The organism is Oscillibacter sp. 1-3 (assembly GCF_000403435.2).
Classification (GTDB): domain Bacteria; phylum Bacillota; class Clostridia; order Oscillospirales; family Oscillospiraceae; genus Oscillibacter.
Map to the genome: position 1 here is coordinate 431,974 of NZ_KE159707.1, position 18,872 is coordinate 450,845.

24 protein-coding genes are annotated in these 18,872 nt (G+C 53.0%); 15 read left to right on the forward strand and 9 right to left on the reverse strand.

Annotation, left to right across the window (positions count from 1 at the left end; translation table 11 throughout):
- The first annotated feature begins 73 nt into the window (after positions 1-73).
- The 3 genes from C816_RS22645 (at position 74) to C816_RS08615 (ending at position 2,746) form a co-directional block, all read left to right on the forward strand.
- Positions 74-760 carry a PoNe immunity protein domain-containing protein gene (locus C816_RS22645; protein WP_016321999.1) on the forward strand — a complete coding sequence of 229 codons (687 nt, stop codon included), beginning with the start codon at positions 74-76 and terminating at the stop codon, positions 758-760.
- 261 nt (positions 761-1,021) lie between these two features.
- Positions 1,022-2,014 carry a DUF5104 domain-containing protein gene (locus C816_RS08610; protein ID WP_016322000.1) on the forward strand — a complete coding sequence of 331 codons (993 nt, stop codon included), beginning with the start codon at positions 1,022-1,024 and terminating at the stop codon, positions 2,012-2,014.
- Positions 2,015-2,197: 183 nt separating this feature from the next.
- On the forward strand, positions 2,198-2,746 hold the full coding sequence (locus C816_RS08615; protein ID WP_016322002.1) for a hypothetical protein: 549 nt from the start codon (positions 2,198-2,200) through the stop codon (positions 2,744-2,746).
- 69 nt (positions 2,747-2,815) lie between these two features.
- On the opposite strand, the gene C816_RS08620 is transcribed toward C816_RS08615, so the two are convergent.
- The 4 genes from C816_RS08620 to C816_RS08635 form a co-directional block, all read right to left on the reverse strand.
- Complete coding sequence (locus C816_RS08620; protein WP_016322003.1) at positions 2,816-3,196, reverse strand: hypothetical protein; 381 nt, start codon at positions 3,194-3,196, stop codon at positions 2,816-2,818.
- A gap of 131 nt (positions 3,197-3,327) precedes the next feature.
- Positions 3,328-3,657, reverse strand: a complete 330-nt coding sequence (locus C816_RS08625) for a DUF3847 domain-containing protein (RefSeq protein WP_016322004.1) — start codon at positions 3,655-3,657, stop codon at positions 3,328-3,330.
- A gap of 55 nt (positions 3,658-3,712) precedes the next feature.
- Positions 3,713-4,243 carry an ImmA/IrrE family metallo-endopeptidase gene (locus tag C816_RS08630; protein WP_016322005.1) on the reverse strand — a complete coding sequence of 177 codons (531 nt, stop codon included), beginning with the start codon at positions 4,241-4,243 and terminating at the stop codon, positions 3,713-3,715.
- A gap of 70 nt (positions 4,244-4,313) precedes the next feature.
- Complete coding sequence (locus tag C816_RS08635; RefSeq protein ID WP_016322006.1) at positions 4,314-4,724, reverse strand: helix-turn-helix domain-containing protein; 411 nt, start codon at positions 4,722-4,724, stop codon at positions 4,314-4,316.
- A 215-nt stretch (positions 4,725-4,939) separates the two neighbouring features.
- On the opposite strand from C816_RS08635, the gene C816_RS08640 reads away from it, so the two are divergent.
- The 10 genes from C816_RS08640 (at position 4,940) to C816_RS08680 (ending at position 12,040) form a co-directional block, all read left to right on the forward strand.
- Positions 4,940-5,656, forward strand: coding sequence for an ImmA/IrrE family metallo-endopeptidase (locus tag C816_RS08640; RefSeq protein ID WP_016322007.1), 717 nt, complete (start codon positions 4,940-4,942; stop codon positions 5,654-5,656).
- Complete coding sequence (locus tag C816_RS23605; RefSeq protein ID WP_016322008.1) at positions 5,653-5,826, forward strand: hypothetical protein; 174 nt, start codon at positions 5,653-5,655, stop codon at positions 5,824-5,826. Before C816_RS08640 ends, C816_RS23605 begins: the two co-directional genes overlap by 4 nt.
- A gap of 280 nt (positions 5,827-6,106) precedes the next feature.
- Entirely contained in the window at positions 6,107-6,661 is a 555-nt protein-coding gene (locus C816_RS08645; RefSeq protein ID WP_016322009.1) for a hypothetical protein, read from the forward strand.
- Positions 6,662-7,262: 601 nt separating this feature from the next.
- A complete protein-coding gene (locus C816_RS25440; protein WP_016322010.1) occupies positions 7,263-7,868 on the forward strand; it encodes a type II toxin-antitoxin system PemK/MazF family toxin in 606 nt (201 codons plus the stop codon).
- A 26-nt stretch (positions 7,869-7,894) separates the two neighbouring features.
- Positions 7,895-8,122 (forward strand): helix-turn-helix domain-containing protein, encoded by a 228-nt coding sequence (locus tag C816_RS08655; RefSeq protein ID WP_016322011.1) that lies wholly within the window; start codon positions 7,895-7,897, stop codon positions 8,120-8,122.
- A 76-nt stretch (positions 8,123-8,198) separates the two neighbouring features.
- Positions 8,199-9,410: a tyrosine-type recombinase/integrase gene (locus C816_RS08660; RefSeq protein ID WP_016322012.1), complete on the forward strand. Its 1,212-nt coding sequence runs from the start codon at positions 8,199-8,201 to the stop codon at positions 9,408-9,410.
- 145 nt (positions 9,411-9,555) lie between these two features.
- Positions 9,556-10,764 carry a tyrosine-type recombinase/integrase gene (locus C816_RS08665; protein ID WP_016322013.1) on the forward strand — a complete coding sequence of 403 codons (1,209 nt, stop codon included), beginning with the start codon at positions 9,556-9,558 and terminating at the stop codon, positions 10,762-10,764.
- Between the two features lie 396 nt (positions 10,765-11,160).
- Positions 11,161-11,526, forward strand: a complete 366-nt coding sequence (locus tag C816_RS08670; protein ID WP_016322014.1) for a hypothetical protein — start codon at positions 11,161-11,163, stop codon at positions 11,524-11,526.
- The gene (locus tag C816_RS08675) at positions 11,523-11,717 is read left to right on the forward strand and encodes a helix-turn-helix transcriptional regulator (protein WP_016322015.1); all 195 of its coding nucleotides are present in this window, start codon (positions 11,523-11,525) and stop codon (positions 11,715-11,717) included. Before C816_RS08670 ends, C816_RS08675 begins: the two co-directional genes overlap by 4 nt.
- Positions 11,718-11,719: 2 nt before the next feature.
- The gene (locus C816_RS08680; protein WP_016322016.1) at positions 11,720-12,040 is read left to right on the forward strand and encodes a hypothetical protein; all 321 of its coding nucleotides are present in this window, start codon (positions 11,720-11,722) and stop codon (positions 12,038-12,040) included.
- A 55-nt stretch (positions 12,041-12,095) separates the two neighbouring features.
- Here the strand turns inward: C816_RS08680 and C816_RS08685 are convergent, their stop codons facing one another.
- From C816_RS08685 to C816_RS08695, 3 genes are all read right to left on the reverse strand, one after another.
- Entirely contained in the window at positions 12,096-13,769 is a 1,674-nt protein-coding gene (locus tag C816_RS08685) for a peptide ABC transporter substrate-binding protein (protein WP_016322017.1), read from the reverse strand.
- A 395-nt stretch (positions 13,770-14,164) separates the two neighbouring features.
- Positions 14,165-14,632 (reverse strand): VOC family protein, encoded by a 468-nt coding sequence (locus tag C816_RS08690; protein ID WP_016322018.1) that lies wholly within the window; start codon positions 14,630-14,632, stop codon positions 14,165-14,167.
- A gap of 4 nt (positions 14,633-14,636) precedes the next feature.
- Complete coding sequence (locus C816_RS08695) at positions 14,637-15,797, reverse strand: DEAD/DEAH box helicase (RefSeq protein WP_016322019.1); 1,161 nt, start codon at positions 15,795-15,797, stop codon at positions 14,637-14,639.
- A 285-nt stretch (positions 15,798-16,082) separates the two neighbouring features.
- Here C816_RS08695 and C816_RS08700 point away from each other — a divergent pair, with 285 nt between their 5' ends.
- Positions 16,083-16,298, forward strand: a complete 216-nt coding sequence (locus C816_RS08700) for a helix-turn-helix domain-containing protein (protein ID WP_016322020.1) — start codon at positions 16,083-16,085, stop codon at positions 16,296-16,298.
- A 110-nt stretch (positions 16,299-16,408) separates the two neighbouring features.
- Here the strand turns inward: C816_RS08700 and C816_RS08705 are convergent, their stop codons facing one another.
- Positions 16,409-17,182 carry a hypothetical protein gene (locus C816_RS08705; RefSeq protein WP_016322021.1) on the reverse strand — a complete coding sequence of 258 codons (774 nt, stop codon included), beginning with the start codon at positions 17,180-17,182 and terminating at the stop codon, positions 16,409-16,411.
- The gene (locus C816_RS08710) at positions 17,179-17,655 is read right to left on the reverse strand and encodes an RNA polymerase sigma factor (RefSeq protein WP_016322022.1); all 477 of its coding nucleotides are present in this window, start codon (positions 17,653-17,655) and stop codon (positions 17,179-17,181) included. Before C816_RS08710 ends, C816_RS08705 begins: the two co-directional genes overlap by 4 nt.
- 269 nt (positions 17,656-17,924) lie before the next feature.
- Here C816_RS08710 and C816_RS08715 point away from each other — a divergent pair, with 269 nt between their 5' ends.
- Complete coding sequence (locus tag C816_RS08715) at positions 17,925-18,845, forward strand: GGDEF domain-containing protein (protein WP_016322023.1); 921 nt, start codon at positions 17,925-17,927, stop codon at positions 18,843-18,845.
- Positions 18,846-18,872 lie beyond the last annotated feature (27 nt).

Here is an 18,872-nt window from a genome sequence, read left to right on the forward strand (position 1 = left end):
CGCCGAGATATGCGAATAACTCTCCCAAACGGCAAATGGCGGAAACGCCTGAAAATCAAGGCTTTGCCACCATTTGCCGAGTTACATAAGGTTAGGGCTGGAAATTGCAAAATGTTTCATTCAATACTTAACTTTGAATGAAAAACGTCTTAAACGATTTCAACATCAGTTAGAAACATTGCCACCTGACAACGCATTAGGTAGACAGAATTGTGTAGCTTTCATAGCGAACCTTTATTGGAGCAGGATATGTGCTTTATATTCTTCTGGCGCTCGTATAACGGAAATTGCGGAAATATATCCGCAGTATATAAAATATCTTGTCCAAAGCGGTAAACCGCATGAGGGGTATTTTGATGTTATTGATGCTGTTTCACTTTGTGTTTTATTAAAAGCAAAAGAATGTTTGCCTGACTTGAAAATAATTCTGCAACAAACAGATATGCGTGACAAATTATCTGATACTCTGCTGTCTAATTTAGATGTCACTTGGGATGTAACAGAATTGGATTTGCGTTGTGGTTGGTTTTCCGATTTTCAAAAATGCACAATTACGGACAGGGAGAAATTTCTGAAAACCTATATTTCAAAGAAATGGTATCGGGCGCATAAAGATGCGTCCTGGTACAATAGCCATAAATCTACTGCAAACATTTATGTCGGCTATTGGAGCTTTGATGTTGCCGCCGTTGCGAAAATATACAATGTGCCTGACAGCAAAGACTGGCCGTACTATCCCTACGATTTAGTACACTATTGACCCCCTACAATGCCCAACGAGGCCGGGGCAGGATAGTCCCCCTCCCGGCCTCGCTCCGCAAGCCCGTTACTCTTGCGCCGCGCTCCCGTCTGCGCCGCCCTCCTGCGCTGTGTGGGCGGTTTTGGCGGCGGTTGCAACGAAAAACGCTCCCGCCGATTTTGGCAGGAGCGAGGCTAATGTTTGAAATTGTTTGATGGATGATAGTGGAAAAATAACGGCTGTTGTGGTAAACTTGACACAAATAACGGTGGGGGAAACCTTATGTCAAAGTTCAAGAAATTGTTGGGGATATTTTTTCCTATGGTTCTTTGTGTACTGCTCTGTGGCTGTCAAGCCCTTTTTCCGAGAGAGCATACGGAGTTAATCGAGGACGGGGAATACAAACCTTTCAATGTTCCTCGGACGACAATGGAAAAGCTGATGGAATTGGTGGAGACGGAAAATGTTGATTACATTTATGAGGTGTTTTCTCCGGCTGTACGGGAAAATGTAGAGGGCCTTTACAAGCAAATTCAAGAGTTTATTCGCTTTGTAGAAGAAAATGTAACCGCTTGGGATTTTTCGTCGGGAACCGGCAAAGGGGATCGGAGTAGCGGTGTTGTCACTATGACACGGGCCTCGTTCTATACATTCAACACAGACAGCGGAATCTATCGGTGCGACATCGGCGATGTGCTTAAAAGTACAGTACAGCCGGATTTAGTAGGTTTTTCTGATATAACGGTTTACCCGGAAGAACTGTCTTGGGAATATGCACCCCAAAAGCCATTGGGCATTTACATTGTGTACCGAGTAGGCGACCAACCGTCCGATTGTTCCATTGAGCCAACAGCCTTAGAAACTCTGATGGATTTTTCACGGACAGAAAACAAGGATGGCATTTACGAAATGTTTTCCCTGACAGCAAAGAGAAGTGCAGAGGGATTACAAGAAAAAGCAGCAGAACTGTCAAGTTTCTTGAGTGAGCAGGTTATTTCCTGGGAGTCCTACACATGGACGCAGAACGTGGAGGACTTCAATCATAGCGCGGCCACGACACGGGAAATGTTTTTCTATCTGCATATGGACAACGGGCTGTACCGATGCGACATTCGAGAGGTACTGGAAAGCACCAATCAAGCAGATGTAGGTATTTCCAGCATTTCGATTTTTCCAGCCCTGTATCCCGGTGAAGAGCCATCATTTGAAGATGAGGTATATCGAGGATACTGCACTTGGGGTCGGGAGAATATGGGCATATCTATGTTTCAGTAGCCGGAAACGGTGATGCCGGTGCTGCCCATGCGTACCTCGGTCACGCAGGACGGACGGCGGTGCTGGTGGTGTCCGTCATACGCTCCCATTTCCATGAAAAACGCTCCTGTCAGTTTGACGGGAGCGAGGTTGATATGGTAAACTTTTCAAAAGGCTTTGATAGAAAATCTATCGGAGGTCACTATGAAAAATTTAGAAAGAGCTTGGAAAAAACTCTCTTTGACCGGGAGATTTTGCTACCTGTTTATGTGTGTTGAAACATACCTTGTCACTCGTTTTCCCGAACGAGATTGGACACCAGTGGCAAAGCGTTGTTGGCAGTGGACAGAAGATTATTGGGACAAGGGCTGGGACATCTATTCTGCTGTCATTCCCGAATTTCTTTTTGAGTTTGAGGGCTATGAAAAGACAAATGCAGGAAACTATAATGGGACGCTTTCCGAAAAAGACTATCAAGAATTGACAGCCTTGTTTGCAGGTCTGACAACTGGCAACGCAGAGGATGAAATCAATCAACTCTTGATGCTGCCCATTGAATTTTGCAATACCTGCGATGGCGCAAGTCTGGATTATGCGTTTCAAGAAACGATAAGTGTCTTTCGAGATATGCAGCAGCTTTTATCTAAACATGATATTCCACTCCCAGATATAAGCAAAATCAAGCATATGTCGGCATGGAATGGCTGGGGTGGTTTTGTTGATAGTAAATATCTTTCTATCATTTTGAAGTAGCCGGAAACAGTGAGGCCGGTGTTGCCCATGCGTACCTCGGTCATGCAGTCCGGGCGGCGGCATATGCAGCTATTCAATTATTTGAGTAAGTATCGAAGTTTCAGATGTTAGCAATTCAATAACGGTATCAATCTTATCAAATAGAATGTAATTTTTGAGCGTGTTTGTAGGACGTGTTCCAGACACTTGCTCTTCAAAATACTTCAAATAATCTGAATTTTGCACCAAGAGAATACTGCTTGGTTTTTCTTCACCATGAATAAACTTTGTAGACCGCATGATATAGGCATTTTCTATCGAGCATCTAAAATCCCATACAAAATCAAACGTCAGTTTATATTTCAAATTATTAGTATCAACGAATAGCACTTCATAGCGTTGATTTCCGCCGCATATTTTAATGATACTGTCAATTTCAATACAAAACTGACAGTTTACCAGCTTTTCCATATATTCTCCTCCGTAAAGCATTGTGACCTCATTATAGCATACACAGGAGAAGATTTCCACTGATATTGAGCAGTAACGCCCAGTGAGACCAGGGAAGTATAATCCCTCCCCGGCCTCGCTCCGCAAGCCCGTTACCCTTGCGCCGCACTCCCGTCTGCGCCGACCTCCTGCGCTGTCTGGGCGGTTTTGGCGGCGGGCTGGGTGTTACCCCTCTCCGCCGGTTCTGCGCCCTGTGCGGGGGCTGTGGCGGTGTTCTGGGCGGTCAAGCCGTCCAGTACGCGGCGGCTGTGGTCGGTGGCGACGGTCTGCTCCACAAAGGTCTTGAACTGCTCCTCGGTCAGCGGGATGGTGTCGGGCAGCAGCTTCTCGATAAATCCCATGCGCTTGCAGAGGCGGTTCGTCCTGTCCTTGCGCTCCTGCTCTTTCTGCTCCTGGATAAGCCGCTTTTTATCACAGAACACTAAGGCTCGTTGAAGTATAAACCCGCCCCCACAAAAAGTGGGGGCGGGTTTCGTTTTATACCGTTACGTTCTTTAGAAAATCTGAACGGGGAATATAGGGGAGATTAAGCTGGCACCCCATGCGGTTGAGTTCGTTCAGCTTGATAAGCATTAGATTGATATTCGTCCCCATGATTGAGGAAAGTTGCACCACATCATACCCCTGGCCCATAAGCTCAAACAATTCCTCATTGTCGATCCGCAAATGGGCTGAAAAAGCATTGGCTTCGTACTCCATCTCGTTCCGCATATCAAACAAGGTAAATTCCTGGAGGCCCATCCCGACCTTGGCCCGCTCCCTATGAAGGGCATCGTGGCCGATCTCGTGACCGCAGACCATTTGAGTTGTGATATAGTCCATGTTGGCGTTCAGCAAGATGTGACGCTCCTTGTGCTGGTAGCTATACATCCCCAGCAATTCCTTGAAATCATCAATGTGGTGTATGTAAATGCCGATCTCATCAGCAATCCGCAGGGTGTCCCGTGTTCCGCAGCGTTTCACAAGCTCATTGGCCTTTTGATATATCGTTTCCGCTCTTTGCAGCATAGATGTTCCACCCCCAAAAGCGCAAAGGTTCCCTTGTACCACAAATCATACACAGCTTACTGTCCCATAATCAGGACTTTTTGAACTTCTTGGGGGTGTACTTCTCCACGTTCCTCGCTTTGGACTCCCAATAAATATCCTGCAAGGCTTTCATCACAGCATCTTTATCTTCTTCAGACAGTGTACCGCCAGCACACAGGCCGGAAAAGCCCTCGATCACGGCCTGGGCCTGGGACGCTCCGCGAGTGCCATACTGTTCAGCGGCGTTTACCACAAATTCTTCATCTTCGGTCAAGAGGTAGTTTGTCTTAACATTGAGGGCTTTTGCAAGGGCCGCATATGTTTCCCTTTTCCGGGGGTAGCTGTCCCCCTTTTCGTAACTGACAATAGTACGGAGCGCAACGTGAGCCGCTTCCGCAAGCTGCTTTTGGGTATAGCCCTTATTAAGCCTTGCGGTTCTTACCTTTTCAGCAAACTTCATCGTACCACCTCCATCAAGTGTGCAACTAACTTCACATTCCCTATTGACATATGCAACTCACCAGCCTATAATATGGATGTGCGGTTGACCTGCACATATAGTACAACAAGTTGCACACCGTGTCAAGGGGGCGATGCCTTTTTTTGTCGAAAATCGTTTTGCGGATATGAACAGTGGAAATCGGTCTATGGGCGCAGAATAGGAGGCACCTAAAAATGGGCTACTTGTCTCGGAATGACCTCGAAAGAATAGCAACCTGTGTTTTCAATGATTATAAACACTTACCCCGGCTTGCGGGCCAGCAAGTCGGTCATGTTGACCCGGAAATCCTGGCCTGCGGGCTTTGCGGCCTCCATATCGACCATTTTCATCTGTCAAAAGACGGACTGACCCTGGGAATGACCGCATTTAAGGAGATCGGCGTTGAGGTTTATGACGATAGTGGACAACCCTTCTTCTACTATCTTGACGGGAGAACTCTTTTGATAGAAACAGACCTGAAGGACGATCCAACTCAATATGGCAGGTATCACTTCACTACGGCGCACGAAACGGCGCATCAGATTTTGGCCGACCTGCACCCAACTGATAGGGTGATCCAAAACCGCATCATCTATTACCGGGGCCGCAGTCCACAATATCCCATCCATGATTGGGGCGAGTGGCAGGCCGATAATCTGGCATCCGCACTCCTGCTCCCCATTGAGGTCGTACATGGGGCGCTCCGCAGATTTAACCTGGAGCGCGGTATTGACGTATTGAACAGGATATACCGGCCAAAAGAGTATGGGCTGTTCTGCGAAATGGCGGAGTTCCTTGGTGTTTCAAAGCAGGCTATGGCTATCAGGCTGAAAAGGCTCGGCCTGCTGAAAAGGGATTATTTGCAGAACCCCTATGCGTTGGCCGATGTTGAGAAGGAGGATGATGAATGATGGCCCAATCTATAAATATTGCCGTCAGGTGCCCGGAATGTAACTGGCGCGTGATGGACAAGGTATCGCCCACCACGGGAAAAATCGAGATCAAGTGCCCCCACTGTCACAAGATCGTGGAGGTCGATCTGGCCCTGCGCCGGAAGGAGCTGCATCAAAGGGCCGGTTAGCTTCAAATATTACATAGGAGGAAGTGACAACAGAATAAGGTCTAAGAGTACCGAGCAACGGGTCATCGTGCCGCAAGGCTGATAGTCACCAAATGGCCGGACATTAGGAATGTGAGAGGGCAAGCCCCCCTCCTATTCCTAATGCCCGGTCTTTTTTTGTTGCCGCTCCAGAAATGGAGCAGGGAATGAACCTGTTTGCTTGGCAGGCGGCGCTTTGCCGCTATCCGTGATCCCTTGGATTTTTGGCCTCAAAAATCCAGAAATTCAAGGAGATCACACAATGAAAACTACATATTTAGTCTATAAGCAGGTCGATGGCGTCCGGCAGCTTACCACAGCGACGCAGGAGGAATGGGACGCTATTATGAAAGGGAACCGGGGATTGCCCGTAGAACAGCGGAGGTTGTTTATGAAAGACTGCTTCGAGGATGGGGATGAGCTGGACTGTATGTATATCGAAACGACCGCAGCCGAATACCGGGAGTGGAACAGCAAGAACACAGTTCACCAGCAGAAAAGGAAAATTGGTACGTTCCACTTGCACCTCTCCCTGGACGCTGGCATCGCTGATACTGATGTTGAATCTCTCCATGAGTGTGTCCCTTCTGACTTCGATCTTGAGCGCTTTGCGATGGACACGGTTCTTATAGGCGAATTAAAGCAGGCACTTAAAGCCTGGAAACCTTGGGCGGAGGAATTGCTGGAACTCTATTTATCCGGCGCAAAGCGTTCCTGCACAAACAGTTTGTGCAGGAAGTACCAGCTCACTGATCGGGCTGTTCAAAAGAGGAAAGTAGCCTTTGAAAAATTTGTTTTAGATTTTTTGAAAAAATAAGTTCGGTTTGAGGCGTTGAAAGTTGTAGTAGGGAGCTGAGAGGGCCACAGGCCCCTCGATGCTCCTTGACAACCGAATACCCATTCGTCAAGTACATCAGTTCCGATGTGCGAAAGCACGAGCCACCACAACAGGGTACGCCACGAAGCTGGAACGTTGGAGAACTATGAACCGTTGAAATAAAGGTTGCCTGAACTCCTATCCCAACCATGCCGAGCGAGAACTCCCTTTGTAAGTGCCGGGTTGCCCCCGGCATGGCGATGACAGTCGGAATGACAATGGTACTCCCGCCCAGCCACAGCCCTGCTACGCAGGAACACGCAATGGGGGCGGCTCTGTCAGAACGGCAGTTGGGGTGAAACTCCCGTGAGGTGGTGAGCAGGCCACCGCTTGACGACTTCCCAGGCTTCGGCCTGCACACGGGGTGTCGAGGACAAATAGTGTGCATTACATATCTGACCGCCAACGCGGGGACGGCCAATCGCCAGTTATGATAATAAGTCTCTGGATGGATTGGCGGTCAGGTGTGTTCTGCACACGACCTGGGGAGTATATGGGTATTTGGCTGCAAGGGCAAATCACATAAAAGTGAGGTGTCCTTATGAAAAGGGAACGGCCAGACGAGGTGCTGCGCGGCCAGATGTACTATGCCAATTTAGACCCGGTGATCGGCTCCGAGCAGGGAGGGACGCGGCCTGTCCTTGTCATCCAGAACAATGTGGGAAACAGTTTCAGCCCCACTATCATAATCGCCCCCATCACCACCAGGGTGAAGAAGCTCCGCCAGCCGACCCACATCGGTATCCCGCCGTTCTTCGGCCTCCCGCAAAGCTCTATGGCTATGCTGGAGCAGATCAGAACGATTGACAAGAGCAGGCTGGGCGATTATGTGGGTTGTCTGGACGATGATGTGATGGACTATATTGACGAGGCCCTTGGCATCAGCGTTGGCCTACAAGACCCGACAGGCGACGATAGAGCGCAGAGGCAGCGGCCCGCCGACGAACCGCGTGATGATGTGCCTGATGAAATGGTGCTGACGCTATGCGGCACCTGTCTCAGACAGTTTATTTACTCGCCCGAACACATTGTCAGGCGGATCGACCGCACTCAAACCAAAGAACCTTGTATGTACTGTCACGTCCGGGACGGCTACGACTACCGCATCATCCATAAGAAAAAGCGCCTGGGCGACGACAGGTATTAAAAGCTGGCTCTTTATTTGGAGGATGTATGAATAAACTCATATCCAGGAAAGAGGCGGCAAAAATTTTGGGGATCAGCCTTGCGACCTTAGATGCCGCCCGAAACAACGGGCTAATCTCCTATGTCCAATATGTTGAAAACGGTTGTGTGTATTTTACGGAGGCCGGTCTACAAGAGTATATTGCCAAATCCACGCACAGGGCAAAGCCGCTGGAAAAACGCACGGCCTATCGCACACCTAAAGCAAGGCGATAAAGGAAATCGCACAATTGCTGAAATTCCGAGATTTTGATAAAACAACAGCACCGATAAAATCTTGGAGGTGACTACAATGGCAAGAAGAAGCCGCATCCCGCAGTATGGAACGGTGGCAATCAATGGCATCCAATATTATAAGACCTATGTTGAGGATACCGAGGGCAAAAGAATCGCTCTCTATGGGAAGACGCGAAATGAACTGTACGATAAGGCGTTGGAAATTCAAGAACTGCTTTCAACCAACGCCTATCAGCGAAAAACGCCCACTGTTGCTGAATATTGTGAAAAATGGCTACTAATGCAATCAGTCCATGTTCGCTCGACAACCCTAAACGACTATACCTCAAAGATTAGAAGGCATATTATATCAGAACTCGGCCATCTGCGTATGGCCGACGTTACCCCGGATGATATACAGTTGGCTCTTGTATCAGTATCAAAAAAATCCGAATCAGTTTACAAGTCCGTAGTCATCCTATATAAGTCTATCTTCCGTTCGGCCATAGCCAGCAAAGTCATCTATGATGATCCAACGGCCTACCTCAAGGCCACTGGCGGTGGCATCCCGCAGAAAGACAAGGTTGCGCTTACCGATGAACAGGCGGCCCAACTTGTCGAAGCCGTTAAAGGATTACCACCTTATGTTTTCGTTATGCTTGGGCTTTACGCTGGTCTAAGGCGTGAGGAAATCCTGGGGCTAAAATGGGACTCCGTATTTCTTGACACAGACGCCCCATATTTGACAGTACAGAGAGCTTGGCACACGGAAAATAATAGGCCGGTCATTCTCACAGAGCTAAAAACCGACGCAGCTCGCAGGAATATACCGTTGCCGGATTGTTTGCGGGACTGTCTGAAAGAGGCCAAAGCGACCTCTCACTCCCCCTATGTGGTGGCAAACCATGATGGGGAACCGCTATCCTATACGCAGTTTAAGCGACTGTGGCAGTACATTGTAACCAGGACTGCCAAAGAACGCACCTATTACAGATATGTGGACGGAAAAAAGATCGCACATACCATTAAGCCTGTGCTGGGTGAAAAGGCCGCTCACAATGGCAAGGTAGTGTACTGCCTGGACTTTGAGGTGACTCCCCATCAGCTTCGCCACACCTATATCACAAACTTAATTCACGCTTCTGTTGACCCCAAAACAGTTCAATATCTGGCCGGACACCAAAGCAGTAAAATTACAATGGACATTTATGCAAAGGTCAAATACAACAAGCCAGATGAAATTGTAGACGCTTTAGGCGGTGCCTTTGCAGAATGGAATGCCCTTTAGTCCACGCATATAGTTTGCAGTCAAAGCAGAGCGGGGAGAAATCTCCGCTCTGTTTTTACATAAATCGCATCCTTGTGGCATCAGGGCATTTTTGATAAAACAAACTTGTCAGAAATGATAATCTATCGAAAGCGAGGTACGATTTATGCCAGCAAAAACGTCAAACGCAAAGGAATATTCGACTACCACGATCAAAGGGGTTGAGTATTTCCGCACCCGAATTACGGGCGCAGACGGAAAACGTGTTACCCTGTATGCCCGTACCAGCGAAGAACTGGCTCAGAAAGTACAGGATGCCAAACATGAGATCGTAGAGGCTAAGTTCCATAAAGAGAATCCAACCGTAGCGGAGTATTGCCAGAAATGGCTGGTAATGCAGTCAGCAAAAGTTAAACCAGCAACTCTAAAGGATTACGAATCCAAGATGAGAAATTATATTATCAAGCCCCTGGGGGAACTTTATATGTCTGATGTGACTTGTGATGATATTCGTCTTGCGCTCGTGCCCGCTTCAAAGAAGTCCGCCTCTGTTTACAGCGTTGTGAATATGCTTATCAAATGCGTATTTTACTCCGCTGAACGCAGTCATATCATAGAGGACAACCCCACAAAGGGCATTTCCGCTAAAGGCGGCACTCCGGCAAAAGGGAAAGACGCTCTCACCGACGCTCAGGTTAAACAGCTTTTGGAAACGGTTCGTGGCCTGCCACCTCAGACTTTTGTTATGATAGGATTGTTCGCTGGGTTAAGGCGTGAGGAAATTTTGGCTCTCCAGTGGGATTGTGTATTTCTTGATGCCCCCACGCCTTATATTTCTGTGAGAAGGGCATGGAGATCAGAACACAACAGACCTGTCATTTCCAGAGAGTTAAAAACTGATGCCGCAAAGAGAGATATTCCCATCCCAGAGTGCCTTGTGAGCCGTCTGAAAGAGGTCAAAGCGGACAGTATCTCGGACTTCGTAATTGCAGACAGCAACGGCAATCCATTGTCCTATTCCCAATTCAAAAGGCTCTGGCAGTATATCAACGTCAGGACAGCAATGGACAGGACATACTACAAGTATATAAACGGCCAGAGCATCAAATACACGGTCGAAGCATCGCTGGGGGCGAGGTCAAGGAACAACCACGATATTGTCTACACGATAGATACCCACATAACTCCCCACCAGCTTAGACACACCTATATCACCAATCTGATTTACGCTTCTGTTGACCCCAAGACAGTTCAGTATTTGGCAGGGCATGAAAATTCCAAAGTAACTATGGACATCTATGCCAAAGTAAAGTATAATAGACCCAGCGAGTTATCGCCAGTAATCAACGAAGCGTTTGGGCAAAGGCCAGCATGATTGCTGCTATCAGTAGGATATTTGCTTCTATCAGTTGAGTTAAATGATGGGCTAACTTGAAGCGACAATGCCGGAAGCGCAGTCATATCAAGGGGTTGAGGGGCCAAAGACGCAAGAAGTACGGACTCAAAGCCGCCCGCCGCGCTCCCCAGTTCAGCAAGCGCTGATTTTATCTCCAGCCTTTACAGAGGATGCCGCCTATTGGGCGGCATCCTTTTTTGCTCTCTAACATACAAGGAAGTGTCCCCTTCGCAGATTTGATACAGGGGCCGCAAACCAAAATCGCAGATAATAAAATGCGCGGCTGCACACTTCGAATGTAAAAAGTTCTTGACTTTTTGGCGCCGCCGGGTTATCATAGGAATGTAAAGAACTTTTTACTTTTGGAGGCACCCCATGAAACGAATCTTTGAAAAGCTGGGTTTTCGCAAGATGGATGAAATGGAGCGTCACATCCTGTTCAAGGCGCAGCGGAATGCCTACCTCTTCCTGGTCGCCGCCCTTGTCATCTGGTCCTTTTATGAGAGCATCCAGGTCTATATCCATCACAGCCGGCTGAATCTCCTCCCGTGCCTCCTGCTGACGGCGGCAGCGCTGATTCAGTCCTTCTCCCAGCTGGCTCTGACCCGCGGCGCGGTGAAAGATGACGAGGACTCATATGAGACCGGTCCCCTTTTCAAGCTGGTTCTGCTGGCCTGCGTGGCCGCCGCTGTAGCGGTTACCGCCGCGGCAGCCGTGGTGCTGATGGGTGTCCGGGTATGAAAAACCGGATCAAGGCCCTCCGCAAGTCCAAGGGATACCGCCAGGAGGACCTGGCGGCAGCCCTTGGTGTCTCCCGGCAGACCATCATCGCCATTGAAAACGACAAGTACAATCCCACCCTGGAGCTGGCCATGAAGCTGGCCCGTTATTTGGAAACAACCGTTGAGGAGCTGTTCCAGCTGGAGGTATGAACATGAAGGATCAACTGACCACACTGGCCCCCTATGCCGCCGTTCTGGCCGCCGACTTCTATCTCCTGCCCTTTTTGGCGCGGGACACGGGCACTGCCATGCTTCTGATGCTGTTCGTCATGCCTCTGGCCGCCTTTGTCACGGCTCTGGTCTATGGGATGCGCCGCGGCTTTTCCCTCCTGCTGCCAGCCGCCGCATTTCTCCTGTTTCTCCCCACGATTTTTATCCACTACAATTCCTCAGCATGGATCTACGCCGTGGTTTACGCCTTGGTTGTCCTGGCAGGAACGGCTGTGGGGCGAATCTTTTTCGGCAAACGGTAAATACAAAAAACAGAGCGGGGGATGCCCATGGGCATCCCCCGTTTATTCCGTCTCATTACGCCACTCTCGTCACCACGCTGGAGAAGCTGAACCAGCCCCGGGCGTCCCGGCAGGCGCCGGTCAGCGTCTCCCGCAGTTCCCAGGCCGTCCCCCGGGTGTACAGGGGCGTCATGACGCAGTCCGAAATCAGCAGATCCTCCGCGTCGTGGAGGCAGCCCATGCGGGCAGTGCTGTCGGCGGCGTTGGCGATGATGGCCATCAAGGTATCGTAGGCGCTGTTGGCATACTGAACCACGTTGTTGGTGCTGTCGGAGGTCCAGTTCATCAAAAAGCACTCGGCGTCGTTGCCCACAGCGGTGAGATCCGCTCCCGCCAGGTCGTACTCCCCGGTGCGCAGGGCGCTCCACAGCTCCCGGTTGGTGACGCCCACCGGCGTCACACGCATCCCCAGGGCCTCCTGCCACATCTGGCAAATCAGCTGGGCCAGAACGCCGTTGCTGCCCGTGTCCTCATAGATATAGGTCATCTCCCCCAGGCTGGCGCCGCTGTCATAGCCCGCCTCGCTCAACAGCGCCTTTGCCTGGACACAGCGCTCCTCATAGCTCGCTTCGCCGCTGTCCAGCAGGGTCCCGCCCACGGTACGGAAATCCTTCTCCCCCTCCGGGACGCCGGGCGGCACCAGCCCCCCCGCGGCCAGGGCGCTGACGCCCGCGGCGGCGGTCAGGGCGTCACGGTTGACGGCCAGATGCACCGCCTGCCGCACCAGGGGGTCCGCCAGCATCTCCTGCCCGCAGTTGAACAGCACGGCGTAGGTCCCCATCTCCGGGATGGCCTCCCATTCCCTGTCCGCCGCCAGCTCCGCCATCCGCTCCTCCGTCAGGGGCCATACGGCGTCTACGGTCTTGTGGTCATAGAGGGAGCGGGCCTCCTCCGCCGTGTCGGCAAAGTGGAACACCAGGGTCCGGGGGCCGGCCTGGCTGCTGTAATACCGCTCGTTGGCCACGGCAGAAAGCGTCGCGCCCTGCGTGTAGAACTCCGCCTGATAGGGCCCGTTGCACACCAGTGCCGTGGGGTCGGACCACCAGCGCAGGTTCTCTCCCCCGGCACGCCGACTCCGCTCCTCCGCCGCATCCTTCAGCTTCTGCACCACGTCCTGCCGCAGGGGGCTGGTGGCGGGGGAGGTGCAGACCTCCGTCAAAAACCAGTCGTAGCGGCCGCTGAGGACCACCACCAGCGTATTGTCGTTTTTGGCGGTCACCTGCAGCAGCGTCATATCTCCGGCGGCCCGGGCCTCGTCGTACCCCGCCACCACGGACAGCAGCGCCGCGTAGGGGGACCGGCTGGCCGGGTCCGCCAGCCGCTGCCAGGCGTACACGAAGTCCCCGGCCTTCACATTGACCCCGTCGGACCACTTGGCGCTGCGCAGGCGGAAGGTGTAGGTCACCGTGCCGTCGTAGCTCTCCTCCTGGTCCACGGTCTTGGCCATGCCGCCCGTCACCGTGGGATTGCCGGAGACGTCTACCGTCACCCGCATCAGGTTCTCATACAGGTGGGCCAGGATGGTCTGGTCCCCGGTCTCCTCGGCGTAGATGGGGTCCAGGCTCACCGGGGCCGCCCCCACGCACACGGACAGGGAGACCCCGTCCGCATCTCCGGCGCAGCCCGCCAGCAGTCCAAGACACATGGCCCCGGACAGGACCAGACACACCAGTTTTTTCCATATCCGCATATACACTTTCCTCTATTCACGCTGGCCTCCAGGACCGGGGCCTTCTGTTTTTTCTGGGCAATACACGCATACCGTCCAACAAACCCGAAAAGAATCTCCGGCTCTTTTCAACAGCAAAAACCGCTGCGGCCGCTGAACGCGGCCAGTTTGTCCGGGTTTACAGGGCGCAGATCCGCGCTTTGCGCGGCGGCGGGCCATTGGCTCGCCGGCTGAATGCCGACAGCGGATGGGTTTCCGCTTTGTTCACTATATTATAGAGAAATCCGCCGTTTTTGTAAAGCCGCTCCGGGAAAAAAGTTACAAAACGATGACAGTTTTTAGATTTTATTCACAAACTCCTTCGGGGATTCCAACAAAAACGCGGCCCCCGGCGGGAGGCCGCAAAACAGAGGCGGTCATTCAGCTGTCAGGAGCTTTTCCAGGTCCTCTATGGAGACGTCCATCCGCGCGGATACCTCCTCCATGGTCATGCCGGAGGCGAGAAAGCGGCGGACCACCATTTCCATATCCTCCCCCGCCTCAATGAGATGCCCGTCCGGGTCGTAGAGGCGGACCACCCGCTGGCCCCAGCCGTGCTCCACCACGTCCCCCAGGCGCCGGATGTCCGGGCGGCTGTTCAGCTTTTTCAAAAATTCGTCAAAGTCCTTTGTCTCGAAACAGAGCTCCATATTGTGGGACCGCTTCACTACGCTCTCCTCCGGCACGCCCGCAAGCCAGGCAAAGTTCTGCTGCAAGGCCAGTCCGCAGCTGAAGGAGACGTTGATCCCGTAATCATGGTCCAGCTCCAGGCCGAACAGTTCCTCATAAAAGGCCCGGGACACGTGAATGTCCGCCACGGAGATCAGGGCCGCCGTGTACCGCATGGCCTCAGCCCTCCACGGCGGCCAGATGGCCCTCATCGTCAAATTTTACAGACACAATCTCGTTCCGGGTCTTCTGGGCGATGTCGTCAATGCGCATTTTGGAGGGGTAATCCGCCACAAAGGTCACCGCCACGCCCTGGCGCTTTGCCCGGCCGGTGCGGCCGATGCGGTGGACGTAGTCCTGGTTTTCGTCGGGCACATCGCAGTTGAACACAATGTCCACATCATCCACATCGATGCCCCGGGCGGCCACGTCGGTGGAGACGAAGACCCGGAGCTTGCCCTGGCGGAACCGGTCCATCACCTGCTCCCGGCGCTTCTGGGGGATGTCCCCGTGGATGCACTCGGCGTCGATCCCCCGCATCTGGAGGAACTTGGTGATCCGCTCCGTGGAGCCTTTCGTATTGCAGAAGGCCATGCAGCGGTCAAAGCCGGTCTCGTTTAAGATCTTCTCAATGGCGTCCGCCTTACCGTCGTAGGACACGTCCATGCGGAACTGCTTGATGTCCGGCTTGTTCTGCTCGTCCTCCCGGACGGTGATCTCCGCCGCGTCCCGCTGGTACACCCAGGCGATGTCCATCACCTCCCGGGAGATGGTGGCGGAGAAGAGCCCCAGGTTCCTCCGCCTGCCCATCTTGTCCAGCAGGCGGGTCACATCGTGGATGAAACCCATGTCCAGCATCCGGTCCGCCTCGTCCAGCACCACGGTCTGGGCGGTGTCCACCCGGACAGTGCGCCGCTTCATGTGGTCGCTGAGGCGGCCCGGGGTGGCCACCACGATCTGGGGGTGCTTTTTCAGTGTGTCGATCTGTCGCCCGATGGGTGCGCCGCCGTAGAGGCACACCGTTCGCACGCCGGGCTTGTAGGCCGCCAGATCCCGGATCTCGTCAGTGATCTGAATGGCCAGCTCCCGGGTGGGGGCCAGGATCACCGCCTGAACGCTCTCGTCCGCCGGGTCGGTGTGCTCCACAATGGGGATGCCGTAGGCAAAGGTCTTGCCCGTGCCCGTGGGAGCCTTGGCAATGACATCCTGCCAGTCCATCATAGGCGGAATGCACCCCGCCTGGACCGGCGTGGAAACCGCGATATTCTTCTCTGCCACTGCCCGCATAATCTCCGGCGACAGCCCCAGGCTGTCAAACCGGACGCCTTCCGTATATTCCATAGCTTTTTTCCCTTTTTTTGATATAATAGTGTTGTACAGCTATTATACCCGCAATTCCGCCGCTTGTAAAGTGCCCCAGCGGCCGGCTCCGGCCCTCAATTGGGGTTTTTCCCCAGAAGTATGATATTTTAGTAAATTTTTGCCTAAATAGCCAATAATCATTCTATTTTTGTAAAATTTATTGTATATTTTTAGTAAAATTATGTATTGTCTTCATAACATTTTCGCCTTTTTATGCTAAATTATTTTTAAGGGGACTCAACAATCCAGCGGGAGGTGTCAAACATGGCTGAAATGGACTATGTGCGCATTTTACGTGACCTCCGGGAGGACGCCGACAAGACGCAGACGCAGATTGCCGAAGTCTTGGGAACCTCTCAGACCATGTACGCGCGGTACGAACGCGGCGCAAACGAACTGCCCATCCACCATTTGATTACTTTAAGCAGATACTACGGCGTCAGCACGGATTATCTGCTGGGTCTCAGCAGGGAGCGTTAAGCGCGGACAGGAAGCACTCCTGTCCGCACTTTTTTTGTGGAGGGCGGATAAACTGGAGAGGGCGGGTTCTCCCGCCCTCTCTACTTTTCTGGATGTTGACGCAAGTCCTCTCAGGGCTCCTCCGGATTCTCCGCAGGCTCAACAGTGAAGAGTCCGCTTCTGTAACCACGCTTTACACTGTCCACGGTGAGGACATCCCCGGCGTCCTTTTTTGTCACGGTCATATTTGCATCCCCGGCATCGTTGCCGGTTACCGTCACCACAGAGCTGTTGACCACGCCGTTCCCGTCGGCCCCGTCATCGATGTCCGCCACAACCGCAGTGCTGATCTGAAGCTCGGTCTCCACGTCGTCACTGGTGAAGTGGTTGGTATAGACGGTGCCATCCGCCTGGGTCACGGTCTCCGTCAGATCCCAATTTTCCGTGCTGCCGGAAACATCCACCTCAACCGAATGGTTTTCCAGGGACTTCTCAAAGTGGTATGCGCCGTCCTCCGCCAAATTTTCGGTGATGTCAATTTCCTCGCCGGCGGCGCAGAGGACCATCACTCTGCCGTCGTCCCGTTTTTCGATATACGCGCCCTCGCTGACGGACAGCATCAGCTGGTTGCCGTCCTGGTCCACGGCCTCATACCGGGTCTCGTAGCCGTCGGACCACACCTCCCGGATGCTGCGGAACAGCGTCCCGCCGGTGGCCAGGTCCGCCGCCCCGGCGGTCACCGCCAGGGCCATGGCCATGGCGGCGGCGATGGCAGCTCCCCGCAGGAGCTTCGGCAGCCGCCGGGCATTCTTTTTCTCGTTCATCATTTGAAAGACCTCCTTCTTGGCTTCCTCAGAGGCACACAGCCGGGAAAAGGTCTCGCAGTATAAGCGTTTATCAATCATGGGCTCTCTGCCTCCTTCAAATTGGTTCTCAGCTGTCCCCTGGCCCGCATGAGCCAGGTCTGCACAGTGGACGGGTTGGCGCTCATGGCGCCGGCCACCTCCCGGACGCTGTAGCCCTCGTAGTAGTGGAGATAGACGGCGGCCCGGTATTTGGGCGGCAGAGCCATCACCTCCCGGAAGAGCTCGCTCTGGGCCGGGGTGTCGAAGACCGCCGTCTCCGGAGCCTCCTCCAGAGGGCCGGTCCGGCGGCGCCAGGGGGAGCGCAGCAGATGCTTGCACTCGTTCACCGCCACCCGCACCACCCAGTAGCGCTCATGCTCCGGCGTGTCGAAGGGAGGCTGGGTATAGAGCTTCAGCAGCGTCTCCTGCATCACGTCCTCCGCGTCGGCCCGATTTTTCAGATAGCTGTACGCCAGCCGGAACACCATGTCGGCGTACCGCTCCATGGCCGACTCAAATGCCGCGTCCGTCAATTCGTCTCACCTCGCTTGTGCAGGTTTTGAAAGGCCTTTCTGTGGGGAATATCCGCCAGCGCCGGAAAAAATCTCAAAACGGCAGAAATTTTTTTCCGTTTCCGGCCGAAAGGCACCGAATTTCCCGTCTTTTTCCCAAATTTATACTTTCCCTTTTGAAAAAACTCTGATATAATATGGCCAATTGTGACTGTTATACGGAGTCCGCACCTTCCAAAGAGTATATCACAATTCCGCCTGCGGGCGTCATAATAAAAAGGAGTACCGCCATGGAGAGAATTCTGGTCATCGACGACAGTCCCGTACAGGCCAATCTCCTCAAGTCCATTCTGGATGACACCTATGATGTCACCACGGTCCACACCGCCGAGAGCGGACTGCACTACGCCAAGAGCGGCGACTATTCCCTGATCCTTCTGGACGTGATTATGCCCAGCATCAACGGCTTTGAAGTGCTGGCGCTGCTGCAGAAGGACTCCTCCACCCAGCATATCCCCGTGATCCTCATCACCAGCCTCTCCGATTTTCAAAACGAGGAGCGGGGACTGACCCTGGGGGCCGTGGACTATATCTCCAAGCCCTTCCACCCCCTGGTGGTCAAGGCCCGGGTCAACACCCACATCAAGCTGTACCAGTACCGCACCCAGATTGAGCGGCAGGCCACGCTGGACCAGCTCACCGGCGTGGCAAACCGGCGGCACTACAATGCCGTCAGCCTGGAGCGGTGGCAGGACGCCGTACGGCTGAACGTCCCCTTCTCCATCTGCATGATGGACATCGACAAATTCAAAGTGTACAACGACACCTTCGGACACATGGCCGGAGATCAGGTGATCGCCTCCGTAGCCGGCGCGGCCTCCGCCCGCCTGCAGCGCACAACGGATTTCTTCGCCCGCTACGGCGGCGAGGAATTTGTGGCCATCATCCTGGGCAGCACCGCCGCGGAAGCCTTTGAGCACATGCGGGGAATCCGGCGGGCGGTGGAGGATCTCCGCATCCCCCACAACGAGACCGTCTCCCCCTTGGTCACGGTCAGCCTGGGCGGCGTGACTCTGTTCCCCGGTCCCAAGGATTCCTACGACACGCATCTGAAAATCGCGGACACCATGCTGTACGACGCCAAGCGCTTCGGACGAAACCAAGTGGTCTGGTACAGCGATAAAATGGAGTTCTGGCGGGAAAATAAATAACGGGGCGCGCACCGCGTCCCCGGAAGG

Bases quoted from the DNA above. Each gene is read 5' to 3' on its own strand.
- C816_RS25440 (WP_016322010.1), top strand. From the start codon at position 7,263: ATGAAAAGGGAACGGCCAGACGAGGTGCTGCGCGGCCAGATGTACTAT.
- C816_RS08700 (WP_016322020.1), top strand. From the start codon at position 16,083: ATGGCTGAAATGGACTATGTGCGCATTTTACGTGACCTCCGGGAGGAC.
- C816_RS08680 (WP_016322016.1), top strand. From the start codon at position 11,720: ATGAAGGATCAACTGACCACACTGGCCCCCTATGCCGCCGTTCTGGCC.
- C816_RS08630 (WP_016322005.1), bottom strand. From the start codon at position 4,243: ATGCTGCAAAGAGCGGAAACGATATATCAAAAGGCCAATGAGCTTGTG.
- C816_RS08690 (WP_016322018.1), bottom strand. From the start codon at position 14,632: ATGCGGTACACGGCGGCCCTGATCTCCGTGGCGGACATTCACGTGTCC.
- C816_RS08675 (WP_016322015.1), top strand. From the start codon at position 11,523: ATGAAAAACCGGATCAAGGCCCTCCGCAAGTCCAAGGGATACCGCCAG.
- C816_RS08635 (WP_016322006.1), bottom strand. From the start codon at position 4,724: ATGAAGTTTGCTGAAAAGGTAAGAACCGCAAGGCTTAATAAGGGCTAT.
- C816_RS08620 (WP_016322003.1), bottom strand. From the start codon at position 3,196: ATGGAAAAGCTGGTAAACTGTCAGTTTTGTATTGAAATTGACAGTATC.
- C816_RS08665 (WP_016322013.1), top strand. From the start codon at position 9,556: ATGCCAGCAAAAACGTCAAACGCAAAGGAATATTCGACTACCACGATC.
- C816_RS08695 (WP_016322019.1), bottom strand. From the start codon at position 15,797: ATGGAATATACGGAAGGCGTCCGGTTTGACAGCCTGGGGCTGTCGCCG.
- C816_RS08715 (WP_016322023.1), top strand. From the start codon at position 17,925: ATGGAGAGAATTCTGGTCATCGACGACAGTCCCGTACAGGCCAATCTC.
- C816_RS08705 (WP_016322021.1), bottom strand. From the start codon at position 17,182: ATGATTGATAAACGCTTATACTGCGAGACCTTTTCCCGGCTGTGTGCC.
- C816_RS08670 (WP_016322014.1), top strand. From the start codon at position 11,161: ATGAAACGAATCTTTGAAAAGCTGGGTTTTCGCAAGATGGATGAAATG.
- C816_RS08610 (WP_016322000.1), top strand. From the start codon at position 1,022: ATGTCAAAGTTCAAGAAATTGTTGGGGATATTTTTTCCTATGGTTCTT.
- C816_RS08685 (WP_016322017.1), bottom strand. From the start codon at position 13,769: ATGCGGATATGGAAAAAACTGGTGTGTCTGGTCCTGTCCGGGGCCATG.
- C816_RS08660 (WP_016322012.1), top strand. From the start codon at position 8,199: ATGGCAAGAAGAAGCCGCATCCCGCAGTATGGAACGGTGGCAATCAAT.
- C816_RS08640 (WP_016322007.1), top strand. From the start codon at position 4,940: ATGGGCTACTTGTCTCGGAATGACCTCGAAAGAATAGCAACCTGTGTT.
- C816_RS08655 (WP_016322011.1), top strand. From the start codon at position 7,895: ATGAATAAACTCATATCCAGGAAAGAGGCGGCAAAAATTTTGGGGATC.
- C816_RS23605 (WP_016322008.1), top strand. From the start codon at position 5,653: ATGATGGCCCAATCTATAAATATTGCCGTCAGGTGCCCGGAATGTAAC.
- C816_RS08645 (WP_016322009.1), top strand. From the start codon at position 6,107: ATGAAAACTACATATTTAGTCTATAAGCAGGTCGATGGCGTCCGGCAG.
- C816_RS08615 (WP_016322002.1), top strand. From the start codon at position 2,198: ATGAAAAATTTAGAAAGAGCTTGGAAAAAACTCTCTTTGACCGGGAGA.